The sequence below is a fragment of the Thiocapsa rosea genome (genome assembly GCF_003634315.1).
In the GTDB taxonomy this organism is placed as follows: domain Bacteria; phylum Pseudomonadota; class Gammaproteobacteria; order Chromatiales; family Chromatiaceae; genus Thiocapsa; species Thiocapsa rosea.
Window position 1 is genome coordinate 5,328,387 of the sequence record NZ_RBXL01000001.1, and the last position, 15,977, is coordinate 5,344,363.

The 15,977-nt window shown below is 65.3% G+C and carries 11 protein-coding genes; 3 read left to right on the forward strand and 8 right to left on the reverse strand.

Annotated features, from left to right (window positions below):
• Positions 1-59: 59 nt before the first annotated feature.
• The 3 genes from pbpC to BDD21_RS23770 form a co-directional block, all read right to left on the reverse strand.
• The gene (gene pbpC, locus BDD21_RS23760; RefSeq protein WP_245969780.1) at positions 60-2,240 is read right to left on the reverse strand and encodes a penicillin-binding protein 1C; all 2,181 of its coding nucleotides are present in this window, start codon (positions 2,238-2,240) and stop codon (positions 60-62) included.
• Positions 2,241-2,279: 39 nt separating this feature from the next.
• Positions 2,280-3,929 carry a methyltransferase regulatory domain-containing protein gene (locus BDD21_RS23765; protein WP_170164881.1) on the reverse strand — a complete coding sequence of 550 codons (1,650 nt, stop codon included), beginning with the start codon at positions 3,927-3,929 and terminating at the stop codon, positions 2,280-2,282.
• 94 nt (positions 3,930-4,023) lie between these two features.
• Entirely contained in the window at positions 4,024-6,339 is a 2,316-nt protein-coding gene (locus BDD21_RS23770; protein WP_245969782.1) for a DUF4407 domain-containing protein, read from the reverse strand.
• Positions 6,340-6,741: 402 nt separating this feature from the next.
• Here BDD21_RS23770 and dmeF point away from each other — a divergent pair, with 402 nt between their 5' ends.
• Positions 6,742-7,854 (forward strand): CDF family Co(II)/Ni(II) efflux transporter DmeF, encoded by a 1,113-nt coding sequence (dmeF, locus tag BDD21_RS23775; protein ID WP_245969784.1) that lies wholly within the window; start codon positions 6,742-6,744, stop codon positions 7,852-7,854.
• Here the strand turns inward: dmeF and BDD21_RS23780 are convergent.
• Genes BDD21_RS23780 through BDD21_RS23790 form a run of 3 tightly spaced genes read right to left on the reverse strand, consistent with a single transcriptional unit; the run spans position 7,754 to position 11,329 of the window.
• On the reverse strand, positions 7,754-8,410 hold the full coding sequence (locus BDD21_RS23780) for a PqiC family protein (protein ID WP_120799280.1): 657 nt from the start codon (positions 8,408-8,410) through the stop codon (positions 7,754-7,756). The two genes, dmeF and BDD21_RS23780, sit on opposite strands and share 101 nt — an antisense overlap.
• Positions 8,407-10,092, reverse strand: coding sequence for a PqiB family protein (locus BDD21_RS23785; protein ID WP_120799281.1), 1,686 nt, complete (start codon positions 10,090-10,092; stop codon positions 8,407-8,409). Before BDD21_RS23785 ends, BDD21_RS23780 begins: the two co-directional genes overlap by 4 nt.
• Positions 10,040-11,329, reverse strand: coding sequence for a paraquat-inducible protein A (locus tag BDD21_RS23790; protein WP_120799282.1), 1,290 nt, complete (start codon positions 11,327-11,329; stop codon positions 10,040-10,042). The genes BDD21_RS23785 and BDD21_RS23790 overlap by 53 nt, the downstream gene beginning before the upstream one ends.
• Before the next feature lie 306 nt (positions 11,330-11,635).
• Here BDD21_RS23790 and BDD21_RS23795 point away from each other — a divergent pair, with 306 nt between their 5' ends.
• Entirely contained in the window at positions 11,636-12,067 is a 432-nt protein-coding gene (locus BDD21_RS23795; protein WP_120799283.1) for a DNA polymerase III subunit chi, read from the forward strand.
• A gap of 161 nt (positions 12,068-12,228) precedes the next feature.
• Here BDD21_RS23795 and BDD21_RS23800 read toward each other — a convergent pair whose 3' ends face one another.
• Positions 12,229-12,924, reverse strand: a complete 696-nt coding sequence (locus BDD21_RS23800) for a hypothetical protein (RefSeq protein ID WP_120799284.1) — start codon at positions 12,922-12,924, stop codon at positions 12,229-12,231.
• Between the two features lie 134 nt (positions 12,925-13,058).
• Here BDD21_RS23800 and BDD21_RS23805 point away from each other — a divergent pair, with 134 nt between their 5' ends.
• Positions 13,059-13,403, forward strand: a complete 345-nt coding sequence (locus tag BDD21_RS23805) for a TusE/DsrC/DsvC family sulfur relay protein (protein WP_120799285.1) — start codon at positions 13,059-13,061, stop codon at positions 13,401-13,403.
• Positions 13,404-13,672: 269 nt separating this feature from the next.
• Here BDD21_RS23805 and parC read toward each other — a convergent pair whose 3' ends face one another.
• Positions 13,673-15,934, reverse strand: coding sequence for a DNA topoisomerase IV subunit A (gene parC / locus BDD21_RS23815; protein WP_120799286.1), 2,262 nt, complete (start codon positions 15,932-15,934; stop codon positions 13,673-13,675).
• Between the last annotated feature and the right edge of the window lie 43 nt (positions 15,935-15,977).

The following is a 15,977-nucleotide window of genomic DNA, read 5'->3' on the forward strand; positions in this document are numbered from 1 at the left end:
GAGCGGGCGCCAACCTGGAATCAGTTGAAGTGTGAGGGTGAATCCTCCCGAACGCCAGATCATTCAAGAAAGACATTGACTCGGGCTGCTGCGCCGCGGGCATCGACGACCGAGATGGCGACATATCCGGGGCCGTCGGGTGTCCAACGGGCGGTTCGGGCATAGGGTTCGCGCACGACCGGCGCACCGTCGACAAACCAGGTGAAGGGCGGGACACCGTCGCGAACCCGCAGGACCAGATCGGCGGCCCGACCTCGCCCGAGACCCAGCTCGACGCGTGCGCCCTCGGGCGGATAGGCGATCTGCGGGGCGTGGGTGCCGCCGCGCGAGGCGGCACGCGAATCCTGAACGCGACGTAACGGCGGAGGCAGCTCCGCCGAGGTCGTGCTCAGGATCCCCGGTGGTGACGGCGGGAGCGGGGTCGTCTGACCGAGACGCGCGAAGACCTCGACCAGCACGGGCGCCGCGGCATCGATGCCGGCGAGTCCCGGCACGGGAGCGCCATCGGGACGACCGACCCAAACGCCTGCCACATGGCGCCCGTCGAACCCGATCGCCCAGGCATCGCGATAGCCGTAGGATGTCCCGGTCTTGTAGGCGAGCACACCTGGCGCGCTGTTGGTCGGTGCCGGGGCACCGGCAAGGATCGAGGCGACATACCAGGCCGCACGCGCCTCGAGCACGGGCGCCCCGGAATCTTCGGCGATGCCAGACGATCCGGGGTCCACGCCCTTCTCGTCGAGGATGTCCCGCAAGATCACCGGGCGCCCGCCGCGCGCGATGGCGGCATAGATGCCGACGAGGTCGGTCAAGGACACACCGACCCCGCCTAGGCCGACGGCGAGCCCGGGCGGCGTCATATCGGGAAGCACCGGCTGTGCACCGGCGCGGCGCATCCGAGCGACCAGCCGCGCCGGTCCGACCGCGTCCAGCAGCTTCACCGCCGGGATGTTGAGCGAGAGCTGCAGCGCCCGACGCACCGTGACCGTCCCCTGAAAACCCAGGTCGAAATTGGCCGGGACATAGCCGCCGAAGGCGCTCGGGCGATCCTCGATCAGGCTCTCCGGATGGGCGCGACCGTCCTCGAAGGCCAGCCCGTAGATGAGCGGCTTGAGCGCCGAGCCCGGCGATCGGACCGCGCGGGTCATGTCGACATGACCTTGCCGAGCGGTCTCGAAAAGGCCGGCCGAACCCACGCTGGACAGGATCTCGCCGCGCCCGTGATCGGCGACCAGGATCGCCATCGAGACCCTCGGACCGAGTGCGGCGGCACGCGCGTTCGCGAGCTGCTCGAGGCGTCCCTGCAGACCCGCATCCAGCGTCAGGCGATGGACCGCGCGCTCGGGCTGCGCGCGTCTGAGTCGATCGGTGAGATGCGCCGCCAGCATCGGGGCATCCATGCGTGCCCTCGGGACGGGCTCGGCGCGGGCCGCGGCCGCCTCGTCCGCGTCGATGACGCCGGCAAGGCGCACATGCTCGAGCACCCGATCGCGCGCCCGACGGGCGGCCTCGGGGTGCCGATCCGGCCGGCGCGTCTCGGGCGACTGGGGCAATGCGACGAGCAACGCGGCCTCGGCCGGTGTCAGGCGTCGCGGCTCCTTGCCGAGCCACGCGAGCGAGGCCGAACGCACACCTTCGAGGTTGCCGCCGTAGGGGGCGAGTGTCAGATAGGTCTGCAGGATGGCGCCTTTGTCGAAGCGTCGCTCCAGCCAGAGTGCGGTGCGAATCTGCCGGAGCTTGCCGCCTGCATCCCGTGTCGAGCGCGCACCCAAAAGCCGAGCCAGTTGCATGGTCAGCGTCGATCCGCCGGAACCGATACGTCCCTGGCTCAGGAGCTGCCAGCCGGCGCGCACGAGGGCGAGTGCATCGACACCCGGGTGCGACGCGAACCGGCGATCCTCGTAGGCCAAGAGCATCGCCATATAGGTCGGATCGACCGCATCCAGGTCGACCGGCAGACGCCAGCGTCCGTCGGCGACCGTGAAGGCGCGCAGCAGACGCCCGTCGCGATCCAGCATCAGGGTCGAGGTCGCCGTCCGCATGTCCGCGAGGCGCGTCAACCCGTCCACATCGCCGATCGGATCGGCAAGGTGGACAAGCGCAGCGCCGTCCACCAGCCCCGGCGCCAGGCTCGGCGGCGTCGAGGTCTCGATCAGCGCGTCCAACCCCGCTCGGCCGCCCGTCAACAGAAGCAAAACGGCACCGAGGGCCACAAGCGTCTTGATCAGTGCGCCGTTCACCGAGACCTCGCATGCCTTGTCACGGCGAAACCTCCTTTTTCAGCCGTCCGTCGCGTCGTTTCCGCCTTGCGCCACGGGCTCGGACCCGCGCGGCTGCGCGTCCGCAACAAGCAGCCCGGCGCGCGCAAAGATGCCGAGCAGACGCTCGAGACTGGCCGGTGCAATCTGCTCCGAACGGCCCTCGCCCTCGCCCTCGCCCTCGCCCGCCGACCCCAACGCCGCGGCCAAGTCCGGGCCAGTCCGAATCTCGGCTGCGAGGTCCGTCAACAAGGCGTTCAGATCACGCGTGCCGTCGAGCAGCATAAGCAGTCGGGCGGACAAAGCATCAAGCCCGAGACTGCGGTGGCGCACGCTCGCGACATGCCCCTCACCGGAGGCCGCCTGCGCGCGTGCCAAGGGCGTGGCCCGAGGCCATGCGCCGACCTGGTGCGGCCAACGGGCGGTGCGCCGGGTCAGACCGATCCCCTGCGAGATATAGAGGTTGAAGAGCTCGCCCAAGCAGGCGTCCCGGTCGTTCGCGTAGCGCCGACCGCCGGCCCCGGCGACCTCTGTTGAGGCCGCGTCCATGAGAGGTCCCAACGGCATCGCATTCGGATAGACCAGCGCGAGACCTTCCAGAACGGCCTTGGTGAGGGGATGCTCCACCTGCAGACGACCGCCGTCCGCCGTGGCGTAGTCCTGGCGCTTCACGCGGTTCAGATGGACCCGTTGCAAGGGGGTCAGATCGGCATGGATCGAAAAGTCGTAGAGTCGCTCCAGATCGATCTCCAGACAGGGCTGCGCGTCTGCGCGCACGAAGAGGGTCTGTCGGAAGGCCCGCAGGCGCAGGAAGTCCATGTACTGCTCCTGCACGACCTGATCGCCGAGCCCGTCGAGCGCGGCCTCGGCCGCCGCCCCGAGTGTGGAGGCGAACATGGTGTGCAGCTTGGACTCGGCAAGGAAGGCGAGCCCGTGACGGCGCGCCCGTGCCATGACATCACTGAACAGCTCGGGGCTGTTCGTCTCCTCCAGATACTCGTGATAGAGATAGCTCGGGCGGGCGGTGCGCAGATACTCGACCTCGCGTCGCAGCGTCTCGGCCTCGGGTCGCGGCTGACCGTCCGGATGCTTGGCCGAAACCCCTCGGGCGAGCCGATCGAGCAGATCGTGCGCGCGGCTCAAACGCTCGCCGGGCGCCGTCGCGCCGCGGCAGTGGAACAGAAGCATGTCGCGCAACATACCGCGCTGACGCCAGCCCGGCAGGACGTTGTAGCTGACATAGGCGATCCCGCGCTCGCTCAGGAGCCGACCGCAGAGGTGCAGGATGTGCTCCTTCACCGCGTCCGGGACCCAGGAATAGACACCGTGGACCAGGATAAAGTCGAACGGGGCCTGCGTCTCGTCGACATCGAGGATGTCCTGATGGAGCAGGCGCAGATTGGTCAAACCCAGCTCGGCGATCATGGCCTGACCGCGCCGAGCCTGCTCGGCGGAGAGCTCGACCCCGACGAATTCGCTCCACGGCAGATGAAAGGCCATGGGAATCAGATTCCCGCCGCTCGCCGCGCCCAGCTCCAACACCCGGCAGCGCTCCGGATCCGCCGTGGTCAGACCGAGCAGCCGGCCGAGCGTCGCGAGAAAGTCCGGATGTGTCTCCGGGATCGCAAAGCTCTCGTAGGGGATTTGATCGTAGCTGTCGAGCGTCGTCATGGATGTCGAACCGGCAAAGCGCTGTTGATCTAGGGCTGTGGATGCACCAAACGTCGAACTCACTCGAAAGTGAGCATCTCGCTCGGGACGCGGTTTAGACCTCGGCGTCGTCGGTCGTCGCTCGCTCCGAAGCCAACAGAGTACCGATCGCATCTTCGTGGAAGAGGATGCGTGAGCGGACGCCGGAGAGCCGCTCCTCGATGGCGCGCAGTTGATCCTCGTGCGTGATCCGGCGCACCTCCAAGGCGCGTCGCTCGTCGCGCAAGGCGACGAGGCGCTCTCCCTCCTCGCGGAGCCACTTCTCGAGCGCCTTCATCTCCCGCTTCGCCTCGCGAGCACTCTTGCCGTCCTCGGGCCGCCCCGAGCGCGACCAGAAGCCGCCGACGGAGGACCGTGCGCCCTCACCGAGATCCGCGTCCCGGCCGTCCGCGATCCGCTTCAGCTCGGTCATCCGTGCGCCGGCCGATGCCAGCTCACGCTCGCTCGACGCAATCTTCCCGCTCAATGTCTCGATCGCGTCCTTCAAACGATAGCCGGCCTCGCGCAGTGCTGCGGCCTCGGCCGTGTCGCGCGTCTCCAGCTCACGCAGACGGCTCAGCTCGTCGCGCATCCCGGCGAGACGCTCCAGACGCTCCTCGCGACGCCGCCGGGCCTCCAGTTCGGCGATCTCGACCCGATGACGGTGCAGGCGCTGCACATCGGCCTGACGCAGCTCCTCCTCGCGCTGGGTACGGCGGATCTCCATCTCCTTCTCGCGCAAACGCCGGTCCTCGCGCGCCAGCTCGACGGAGCGCTCGAAGGCGGCCATGCGCTCGCGTAGATCCTCCTCGTCGTGGGCCTTCTGCAACGCCCAGGACTCGCGCGCCTGCTGCAGCTCGTGCTCGAGCTCCTCGCGTCGATGATGATGCTTGGCGCGCGTCTCGTCGGCCAACTGAGCCCGCAGCTCGCCGGCGCGCAAACGCTGCTCGTTCTCGTAGGCCGCGACCTCGATCTCGCGGCGGCGGCTGACCAGATCCAGCTCCCGATCGAGGTTCTCGCGACGACGCTCGATCAGGGTCTCGGCGAACGACTCGTCCGCCAAACGCGTCCGCATCGGCTCGGCGGCCGCCAGCCGGGCCTGCTGCTCGGCGAAATGACCCTCCGGATCGCGCTCGTAGCCTTCCCACAGGCGCGCGAACTCCACCGGACTCAGGCGCTGTGCGACATCCTCCGGGCAGGCGAAACCGGGGATCCCGGCCAATGCACCGTCGAGATATTTGCGGTACTGGAACTGCAAGGCTTCGTTGTAGTAGGCCCGCACCGCGGCCGGCTCGAACAACTTCAGGGCGATCAGCGAGAAGAAGAGGATCGCCAGCGCCGCCTGCGCAAAGCCGTCGACCGTCTCGAAATGCGGCACGCCCGCCTCGTCCGGACTCATCCGCAGCGCCTGCAAGGCCTTGGAGCGTGCAGCAAAGGTCAACCGCGGCGGCAGCTCCTCGGGCTGCGCAGCGGCCACCTCGGCACGGATACGGTCCATGCGCTCCTGCTGCTCCAGGCGGATGCGTTGGAGTTCGTCGGTGCGCGCGCGCAGGCGCTCCTCCTGATCCGCGATCGTCTGCGCAACCTCGGCGATGCGCCGATCGATCTCGGCCTGTTTGTCGGCCAGCGCGGCGACGAGCGTATTGGCCCGGGCCTCCCATCTGCGCGCCTCCGGCCCATAGCCCTCGGGACGGTCGCCGCGTCCGTGGATTTCGTCGCCGAGGCGCTCCTGTGCAGCGGCCAGCTCGGTGCGCAGCACCGTGACCTCCGGTCCGTATTCGGCCGCGATTTGATCCCGACGTTGCCGCTCGGCGTCGAGCGATCGATTCAGACGCTCGACCTCCTCCTCCAAGGGGGCGATGAGACCCCCGTAGCGCGCCTCGATCTCTTGGGCACGCACGGCGACCTGCGCCTGGAATTCCGCATCGCGCCCGGCGTAGTAGTGTTCGACCAGACGCTGGTGGTAACTCTCGATGTCGTCGGCGCGGATCAGCTTAGCCAGAAAAGGCGCGGTCACATAGAGCGAAACCGCCACGATCAGGACCCGCACCAGCAGACCGAAGAACCAGCGTGTACCCGCGCCGCGTTCCGCAAGCCGAGCGTCCCGAAGGCCGCCCCCTGGCGCACCTCGGGCACGGGTCGGGCGCTCGGACATGATCAGGGAGGCGTCGACGATCCAGATGACCGCGAACATGAGCACGAACATGAAGAGACCGGCGACCGGCCGGAGCCAGGCCGCAGCCTGCGGGACGATCGAGGCACCGACGAAACCCCAGACGATGCCCTCGATGGTGGCCATCAGGAGGATGATGGTCCAAGCGAAACCGAGCCAGACCGCAACGGCCGGCGTGGCAAGGCTGTCGCCGTAAGGACGCAGCCGCAGTGTATCCAACGATGGGACCTTGAAAAAACGCCGAGATCGCCACCCGAGATCCATGTTCCTGCCCTCCCTTCACGCGTGCGAGCACCTTAGTCGAGATAGGATAAACCATTGGCGGCCGCCGACCGACCCGATGACGCCACATCTTTACAGCCAAGGGACTCAAACCTGAGAATCATTTGCAATTGTGGCCGGGCGATACTAGCGTTTCCACCAAACAGAACGCCTGCCGGTCGAGCCATCGCGATCGATGCCCTCGACCCCATCTCTCTCGGTGTAGGCGTCGAGCCGTACGAGACACAACCAACTCCGAAGCTAAACGCAAAATGAAAATGAAGCATGTCGCCCTGGACGCGGTTTAACAGCCAACAGCTCGGATTCGGCGGCGAGACTTCGTTCACAGACGGGATGCCTATGCACACACACGACATCAGCGACTGGGGTCACAGCCACGACTTCGCCACCGCCGACCAAGGGGATGCAGAGCGTCGGACGCGCTGGGTCGTCGGTCTTACCCTCGCAGCCATGTGCGTGGAATTGGTCGCCGGCTGGATCACCGGCTCGATGGCCCTGCTGGCGGACGGCTGGCACATGGGCAGTCACGCCGCAGCACTCGGGATTGCCGCCTATGCCTATGCCTTCGCGCGGCAGCGCGGGTCGGATCGGCGATTCACCTTCGGAACCGGCAAGGTGTCCTCGCTCGCGGGCTATACGAGTGCACTCCTGCTGGCCGCGGGCGCCCTCTGGATGTTGTTCGAATCATTGAGCCGCCTCGTCGATCCGGTCGAGATCCGCTACGAGGAGGCGATGATCGTCGCGGCCTTCGGTCTGGCCGTGAACCTGCTCAGCGCCTGGTTGCTGGGTCACTCCGGACACGGGCACCATCATCATGGGCATGATGATGATCACGATCGCCATCATGCACACGACGACCATGCACACGAGCATCATCGGCACGGCCATCATCGCGGGCTTGCCGACATCCAGGATCACAACCTCAAGGCGGCCTATCTGCATGTGATCGCCGACGCCCTGACCTCCGTCCTGGCGCTGGTCGCATTGGCGATGGGCCTGCTCTATGGCTGGGCCTTTATGGACCCGCTGATGGGCATCGTCGGCGCCGTCTTGATCGGCCGATGGGCGTGGGGACTCGCGCGCGAGAGCGCACAGGTCCTGTTGGACGCAGGCGACAACGGCGCAATCGAGCAGGAGATATGCCGACGTATCGAGTCCGACGCAGACAACCAGGTCGCGGATCTGCACGTCTGGAGGATCGCACCCGCCGGACGCGCCTGCATCCTGTCGCTCGTCACCCACAATCCGCACCCGGTGGAGCACTACCGCAGCCTACTCTCCGGCATGGACGACCTGCTCCACATCACAGTCGAGGTCAATCAGTGCAGACAACCAACATGCCGAGCAGCAATCAAGGAATACGCAGCAAACCGTCCCGATCCTCCGGACGCTCAGGTGCCGGCGGCTTCGGCTTGGGGAGCTGCCTTAAGGTCACCGCCACATCCCGACTGAAATCCCCCAAGGTCTCGCTCATCGCAGCAATGAGTGCGCCCTCGTCCTTCGGCTCGGCCAGCGGACGACGGTAGCGCGTGTCCTCCACGCGCAGGACCTGATCTGTACGGTGCTCGAGCACGATCCAACGCACCCGCAGCACGGCGTATCCATCTGAGGTCCCCTCGAAGGCAAGCACGTCGGCCGTCACCCGGAAGTCCAATGGATAGCGGACCTCGTTGGGAAAGCCGAAGACGCTGCTCGTACCCAACAAGGCGGACATGTTCTCAATCCAGACCCGCAGAAAATCGTCCTGGATGGTCCCGCCCCAGCGATGGAACTCGTCGATGGCCAAGCGATTGCCGGCATCGCGCGTCACGATCTGAGGTCGATCGAGAAACTGCGGAAAGTTGACCGGACCAAGCCCGACGCCCAACGCCGTGCTCGGCGGACCACCCGAGTCGGGCAGCGCACGCATCGGCGTCAGGGTATAGAAGCTCGACGGCGGCGAGGTCGCACAGCCCGTTGTGACCAGGACGGCGACCGCGACGGCCAACCCGAATGCTCTCACCTTCATCGACCTCCTCCTTTGCCCCTCAACAGGGCTTCCGGGTGACGCTCGAGATAGTCCGTCAGCACGCGCAGCGATCGCGCCGCACCCGAGACCTCGTTGAGCGAACGACGCAGCTCCACGGAAATGGGCGAGCCCTCCTCGATCATTTGACGCACACCCCGCAAGGTCGCGGTGGTCTGACGCAGGGTCTCGGCCAGCTCGGGCGCGATGCCCGTATTGAGCTGCTCGGCCAGCGCACGGATCTGGGCCAGCGACTCTTCTAGCTCCACGATACCCTGTTTCAGCGCCGCGGAGTTCACGATCTCGCTCGCCCCGGCGAGCGTGTCGGTCAGATCCTTGCCGATCCGATCGAACGGAAAGGCATGGAGACGATCGAGGATCTCCGTGACCTTGTTGGTCAGGGCCTCGAGCGAGCCGGGGATCGTCGGTAGGACATCGTAGTCACCCTCTTTCGCGAGCACCTCGGGTGCCGCGTCCGGGTAGAAATCAAGCTCGACATAGAGCTGACCCGTAATCAGGCTGCCGGTCTTGAGCTGAGCCCGCAGACCCTTGGCGACCAATTGCCTGATCATGCCCGTCTCGTCGAGCGCCCGGCGGTCACCGCGAACCGCCACACGCTCGGGCTCGACCTCGATGAGAACCGGGATGTGAAACTGCAGGTCATCGACACTGAGCTGAAGCTGGATATCGAGGACCTTTCCGATGGTGATCCCGCGCAGCATGACGGGTGCGCCGACGCTCAAGCCGCGCACCGAGCCCTCGAAGAAAAGGAGATAGCGCTCTTTGTGCAGGTAAATCTTCTCGTGGGCGTTGTCGCGGCTCGGATACAGAGGAAACACATGATCCGCGCTCGGAGGCTCGCCCGGCGCATCGATGGTGTCCGGCGTATCGAAGGCCAAGCCGCCGATCAAGACCGACATCAACGACTCGGTATCCACCGTCACACCGGCGGCGCTCAACGAAAAATCGATCCCGCTGGCGTTCCAGAACCGGGTGCTCGTGGACACCAACCGATCATGCGGCGCGAAGATAAAGACGTCGATGCTGACCGCCTCCCCGTCGTCGTCCAGCGAGAAGCCCGCAACCTGGCCGACCTGAATCTTGCGGTAATAGACCGGGGCACCGACGTTCAACGACCCCAAGGTCTGCGAGCGCAACGCGAATCGCGTCCCCGCCTCCGAGGTCGTAAACAGCGGCGGCTCTTCGAGACCTTTGAACTGAAAAACCTCTTTTCCGCCGCGCACCGGATCGATCGCGATAAAGGAGCCCGACAGCAGGGTCTCCAGACCCGAGATACCGCTGGCGGTCACCCGCGGGCGCTCGACCCAGAAACGCGTCTTCTCGGTCAGAAACTGCTCCGATCCGTGCTTGAGCTCGGCGGTGACAATGACGCTCTTCAGATCCGCACTCACGTCGATCGAGGTGACCTGGCCGATGTCGACATCCTTGAACTTGACCTTGGTCTTCCCGGCGGCGAGCCCCGACGCCGTCCTGAACTCGATCTTGACCGTCGGCCCGCGCTCGGCATAGGTCTTGGCGGCGAGCCAACCGCCGATCAACAGGGCCACGATCGGGATCAACCAGACGAGCGAAACACCGCTGCGGCGCTTGACGACCGCCGCGTGCGCGCCCTCAAGGGGATCCGGTAAGGGAGGCCCCGAACCGGCGTTCTCGATCTCCGACATGTCCCGGCTCCAGTGCATCCCAGATCAACCTGGGATCGAACGACATAGCTGCGAGCATGGTCAAGACCACGACTGCGCAGAAAAAGATGGCACCAAGCTCCGCTTGGACGCTCGCAAGATTCCCGAGCCGCACCAAGGCAACCAGGATGGTGACCACATAGACATCCACCATGGACCAGCGTCCGATCGTCTCGACGACACGATAGAGGCGGGTCCGCTCACGCGGCCGCCACGCGGAGCGCAGTTGAACCGACACGAGAAGGAAGATCAAGATCAACAGCTTCAGGAGCGGAACGAAGATGCTTGCAATAAAGATCACAAGGGCCAGAGGCCACATCCCGTGATCCAGCATGAACGACACGCCGGAAAAGATGGTATCCGATTGGCTGCGTCCGAGCGACGTCACCGACATGATCGGCAAGACATTGGCCGGGATGTAGCACACGATCGCCGCAATCAAAAGCGCCCACGTCCGTTGCAGACTTTGAGGTTTGCGCCGGTGCAGGACGTCGGTGCAACGCGGACAGCGCAGCTGCTCGCCGTCGCGCATGGCCTCGGAGGGACGAACCACCAGCTCGCAGACGTCGCAGGAGACATGATCCTCGCCATGGCGCAGCGGGCGTGTGCGAGCACCGTTGATGCGCACGCGCGACCACACGAGATCCGGATCCAGGGCCGCCTGCGCCGCCGCCAGGACAAAGATGAGCGCGACGAGTGCGAAGAGCGAGGCCCCCGGCACGATCGACGCCATGTCGGCGAGCTTCACCACCGCCACCAGGATTCCGACCATGAAAACGTCCATCATTCCCCAAGGCACCAGGGTCCGAATCCATCGAAAAAGCGTCGGCAACCAGGTCGGCATCCGGTTCAAGGTCAGCGGGACCAGGACAATCAGCAAGAGTGCCAACTGCAGGCCGGGCGCAAGGATGCTGGTAAAGAGCACCACCGCGGCAATCGGCCAATCGCCCGCTTGATAAAGATCGACCACGCCCGTGATCAATGTCGTCTGGGTCCCCCTGCCCTGCATCTCGAACGACAGAAAGGGGAAGCTGTTGGCGACGATGAAGAGGACGAGTCCGGCGATCGTGAGTGCCAGAGTTCGGTTGAGGCTATCCGGTCGATTGCGGTGCATCGTGCCGCCGCAGCGCACGCACTGCGCCGATCCGCCCGGCGGCACCTCCGGGATGCGCTGGAGCAGACCGCATTCCAGACAGGCGGTAAGCGAATCGTGGGCCATGGGTGCTCGGTCGTCTGTTCGGTGGTCCGTGCAAATCGAGGCTGGTTCGGTTGCCTCCGGCGCGCGGGTCACACAACCCCGCGAAGAAGCGACATGCTGCCGGTATACTAACCCCAATCCGACCGCAAAAAGGCCGTTTCGCGGCAGCTCGGGCAAGACCGCAGCGGTATCCCGTGCCGAAGCACGCCCGAGAGCAATGACATCACGACTTCACACTTAAGGCGCGTCGGCGCCGATGCGTGCGGACTCCCGCAAAGCCGGACACCAACGACAATAACGCATGGCAAATCAGACGCGCCTTAACCCATGACCCGAATCGACTTCTACAGCCTGGACGGCAGCAGCGGCGGCGATCGCTTCCTCCTCGTCTGTCGCCTCGTCGAGCGCATCCGCGCGACCGGCGCACGCGTGCTGATCCACTGTCCCGACCCCGGGCAAGCCCAACATCTGGATCGTCTGCTCTGGACCTTCCGCGAGGACAGCTTCCTGCCCCACGGACGCGTCGGTCAAACCGATCCTGAGTTGACCCCCATTCTCATCAGCAGCGACGGCTCGCCCGACAGCGAAGATCAAGTCTTGATCAACCTCTCGAGCGAAGTCCCCGAGTTCTTCGGCCGCTTCGAGCGTCTCTGCGAGCCCATCGACCACGACCCAGCCGCCCGCCTCGCCGGCCGCGAACGCTTCCGCTACTACCGCGATCGAGGCTACCCCCTAAAACATCACCAGATTCAGCTATAAACCGCGTCTCGCCAGGATCGAGGAAGCCCCCGACGCCGAATGCAACGTGAAAATGACGCATGTCGCTCTGGACGCGGTTTAACCCACCCCTCCCAATCCCCTCAACCCAGTGTCAAACGGCGTAGGATGGGTAGAGCGAAGCGAAACCCATCCTCTCGACCTCACCGAGCCCGACGCAGATCAAGAACCGCGGAGGCGCAAGCGGATCTCCAAAGCCAATAGGCCCCGAGCGCAAACGCCGCCGTCCCGATCGCCGTCAGAATCTGCTCCAACCAGTGCATGAAGAGCGTATCCGGGGAGGCCATGGCAATCGGCGGCAGCGCGAAGACCATCGCCAAATTCACCCCGAAGAGCAGCGCCGCATCCTTGCGGCCGAGTCGCAGCGCGCTCGCAATCAAGACAAGACTCAGCACCAGATTGGCGACGCTCGTGAGCCCCAGCAACGGCAAGAACCAGCCCCGCTGGATCCCCATTCCAAGCGTACGCACAACCACGGCACCGACAACGACCAAAATGGCGGCAGCAACCGCATGCTGGATCCAAGCAACCTCGCCCCGCCCCCGAAGCCGTTGCGAGACACCCAGCGCCGCCCCCGCCAGCAGCGCGAATCCAGGTGCCATCAACGGAAAGAGCGCACTCGCGAGCCAGGCCAGATCCTGACCGGTGGTGACGAGTATCAGCTTCCAGACAGCCTTCGAGAGTCCACCCAGCACGATCAACACACCACCCGCCCGGGCCATGGTCCGGCATGGCGGGACGAGGTCCCCGACCAGACGGGTGAGAAACCATAAGGCGAACCCGGTGAAGATCACCGGCAAGAGGTTGAAGAGCGCAAGCGGTAAGGTTAGCTCGGACACCTGGATGGCCTCAAAGAATCGATTCGCGAATCAGGGGGTTGACGCGCCGATAATTCCGACTATATACGTCAGTGTGAGCGTTACTAATATCATTATAAAAAATACTGATCCACCAAAGACCAGGGATAATCACGATGACCCAAACCGCCGTCCGCAACCAAACCTCTCCCAATCACCGTCCTCTTCCCGTCGACGAGGACGGATTCCTGATCGACCCGACGGATTGGAACGCCGGCATGGCCCGTGTCATGGCGGAACTCGACGAGATCGGCCCCCTGGGCCGCGACCATTGGTCGATCATCTACTATCTGCGCGAGCACCGCATGACCTACGGCGCCATCCCGCCCGTGTCGCAGATCTGCCGCACACACGGCATGGAGCGTGACGCGGTGCGTCGGCTCTTCGGCTCCTGCCGCCAGGCGTGGCGCATCGCGGGGTTGCCGCATCCCGGGGATGAAGCCTTGAGCTATATGAGCTAAACCGCGTCCGGAAAGGTATGCGTCGGTCTTGGCATGGAACGGCTACGGCACCAAGACACTTGCTCGAAATCCGTGATCGTTGTCGTTGTCGTTGTCGTTGTCGTTGTCGTTGTCGTTGTCGTTGTCGTTGTCGTTGTCGTTGTCGTTGTCGTCCGGAATCCGATTACGACTAACGACAACGACAACGAAGAGTTCTACGTCGGTTTGTTCAGAACGTGCGGCGTAAGGGACTCAATCGGGGCTTCTGTTTTAGACCTCGCCGCTTCGACCTACGCCACCGATAGACCGTCCACCCGCTGAAATCCGCGCGGCAGCAACCGCCCGCGGCGACCACGCTCCCCTTGATAGACATCCAGATCCGCCGGCTTCAGGGTCAAGGTCCGTTTGCCCGAAAGCAGCAGCAGACTCCCGCCCTGAGGGACCACGGCGAGCGCAATCACCAACTCTTCCCGCGCCGCGACGCGGGCCGAGGGGATGCCGATGATCTTGTTGCCCTTACCCCGCGGCATTTCGGGAAGCTCCGAGACTGGAAACAGCAGCAGATGGCCCGCGGTGGTGACGGCCGCAAGCCGGGCGCCTTCCAGACCACCTTCCTCCCCGGTCAGCGCAAGTGGCGCCAAGACCTCGGCGCCCTTGGGCAGGCTGAGCACCGCCTTGCCGGCCTTGGCCTTGGCATAGAGGTCCTCGATCCGGGCGATGAACCCATATCCGGCATCGGACGCCATCAGCACGCGACTCTCGGGCGCCTCGCCCAGCACCGCCACGAAACGCGCACCGGCGGGCGGATCCAGTCGCCCGGTCAAAGGCTCGCCCTGCCCGCGCGCCGAGGGCAGGCTATGTGCCGGCAAGGAATAGCTGCGCCCGGTCGAATCGAGAAAGACGACGGCCTGACTGCTGCGCACCCGCACCGCCATGAGGTACCGGTCCCCGGACCGGTAGCTCAGCCCGGCCGGATCGACCTCGTGGCCCTTGGCCGCACGCACCCAGCCCTTCTCGGACAGCACCACGGTCACCGGCTCGCTCGGGGTCAGATCGATCTCGTCGATGGCCGCCGCGCTGGCCCTTGCAACCAGCGGCGAGCGCCTCGGGTCGCCGTGCTTCTCGGCATCGGCCGTGATCTCTTCGGAGATCAGCCGCTTGAGCGCCGACTCGTCACCCAGGATGGCTTGCAGCCCGTCGCGCTCCTCGGCCAACTCCGCCTGCTCGGTGCGGATCTTCATCTCTTCCAGACGCGCGAGCTGGCGCAGCCGGGTGTTCAGCACATAGTCCGCCTGAGCCTCGGAGAGCGCGAACCGCTCCATGAGCACCGGCTTGGGCTCGTCCTCGGTACGGACGATGCGGATCACCTCGTCGATGTTGAGAAAGGCGATCAGCAAGCCGTCCAAGAGGTGCAGACGCTCGAGGACCTTGTCCAACCGATGTTGCGAGCGTCGCCGGACCGTCTCGGTGCGGTACATCAGCCACTCGACGAGGATGTCGCGCAGCGTCATGACGCGCGGCCGACCGTTCAGCGCGATCACGTTCATGTTGACCCGGTAGCTGCGTTCCAGGTCGGTCGTGGCGAAGAGGTGCGACATGACCCGGTCGACATCGACGCGATTGGAACGCGGCACGATCACCAATCGGGTCGGAAACTCATGATCTGACTCGTCGCGGAAGTCCTCGATCATCGGCAGCTTCTTGGCGTTGAACTGCTGCGCGATCTGCTCGAGCACACGGCTGCCGGAGACCTGATACGGCAAGGCGGTGATCACGATCTCGCCGCGCTCGACCTCGTAGACGGCGCGCTGTTTCAGGCTCCCGCCGCCGGTCTGGTAGATCTTCGCGAGATCCTCGCGCGGGGTGACGATCTCGCCCGCGGTCGGGAAGTCCGGCCCCGGAACGAATCGCATCAGCTCATCGAGTGTCGCATCCGGATGATCGAGCAGATGGATGCAGGCCCGCGCCACCTCGCGCAGGTTGTGCGAGGGAATATCGGTCGCCATGCCGACGGCGATCCCGGTCGCACCGTTGAGCAGCAGATTCGGCAGACGCGCCGGCAGCAGCTTCGGCTCCTCGAGCGTCCCGTCGAAGTTGGACTGCCAGTCGACCGTACCCTGATCGACCTCGTCGAGCAGCAGACTCGCATAGGGCGTGAGGCGCGACTCGGTATAGCGCATGGCGGCGAACGACTTGGGATCGTCCGGCGAGCCCCAGTTGCCTTGTCCGTCCACCAGCGTATAGCGATAGCTGAAGGGCTGCGCCATCAGCACCATCGCCTCGTAACAGGCCGAGTCGCCGTGCGGATGGAATTTGCCCAGCACGTCGCCGACGGTGCGCGCGGATTTCTTGAACTTGGCCGCCGCCGAGAGCCCGAGCTCCGACATGGCGTAGAGGATGCGCCGCTGCACGGGCTTGAGCCCGTCGCCCACATGGGGCAGAGCGCGGTCGAGGATGACGTACATGGAATAGTCCAGATACGCCTTTTCGGTGAAATCCTTCAGCGGCAGGCGCTCGAGGCCCTCCGCGTTGTAGGTCGTGGTTTCGGTCATGCCGTCGTCTTGCGCTCACTGAATCCGCGGTCGCGCATGATGC

Coding starts and splice junctions, on each gene's coding strand:
- BDD21_RS23765 (WP_170164881.1), bottom strand. CDS start 3,929: ATGACGACGCTCGACAGCTACGATCAAATCCCCTACGAGAGCTTTGCG.
- dmeF (WP_245969784.1), top strand. CDS start 6,742: ATGCACACACACGACATCAGCGACTGGGGTCACAGCCACGACTTCGCC.
- BDD21_RS23780 (WP_120799280.1), bottom strand. CDS start 8,410: ATGAAGGTGAGAGCATTCGGGTTGGCCGTCGCGGTCGCCGTCCTGGTC.
- BDD21_RS23785 (WP_120799281.1), bottom strand. CDS start 10,092: ATGTCGGAGATCGAGAACGCCGGTTCGGGGCCTCCCTTACCGGATCCC.
- BDD21_RS23790 (WP_120799282.1), bottom strand. CDS start 11,329: ATGGCCCACGATTCGCTTACCGCCTGTCTGGAATGCGGTCTGCTCCAG.
- BDD21_RS23795 (WP_120799283.1), top strand. CDS start 11,636: ATGACCCGAATCGACTTCTACAGCCTGGACGGCAGCAGCGGCGGCGAT.
- BDD21_RS23805 (WP_120799285.1), top strand. CDS start 13,059: ATGACCCAAACCGCCGTCCGCAACCAAACCTCTCCCAATCACCGTCCT.
- parC (WP_120799286.1), bottom strand. CDS start 15,934: ATGACCGAAACCACGACCTACAACGCGGAGGGCCTCGAGCGCCTGCCG.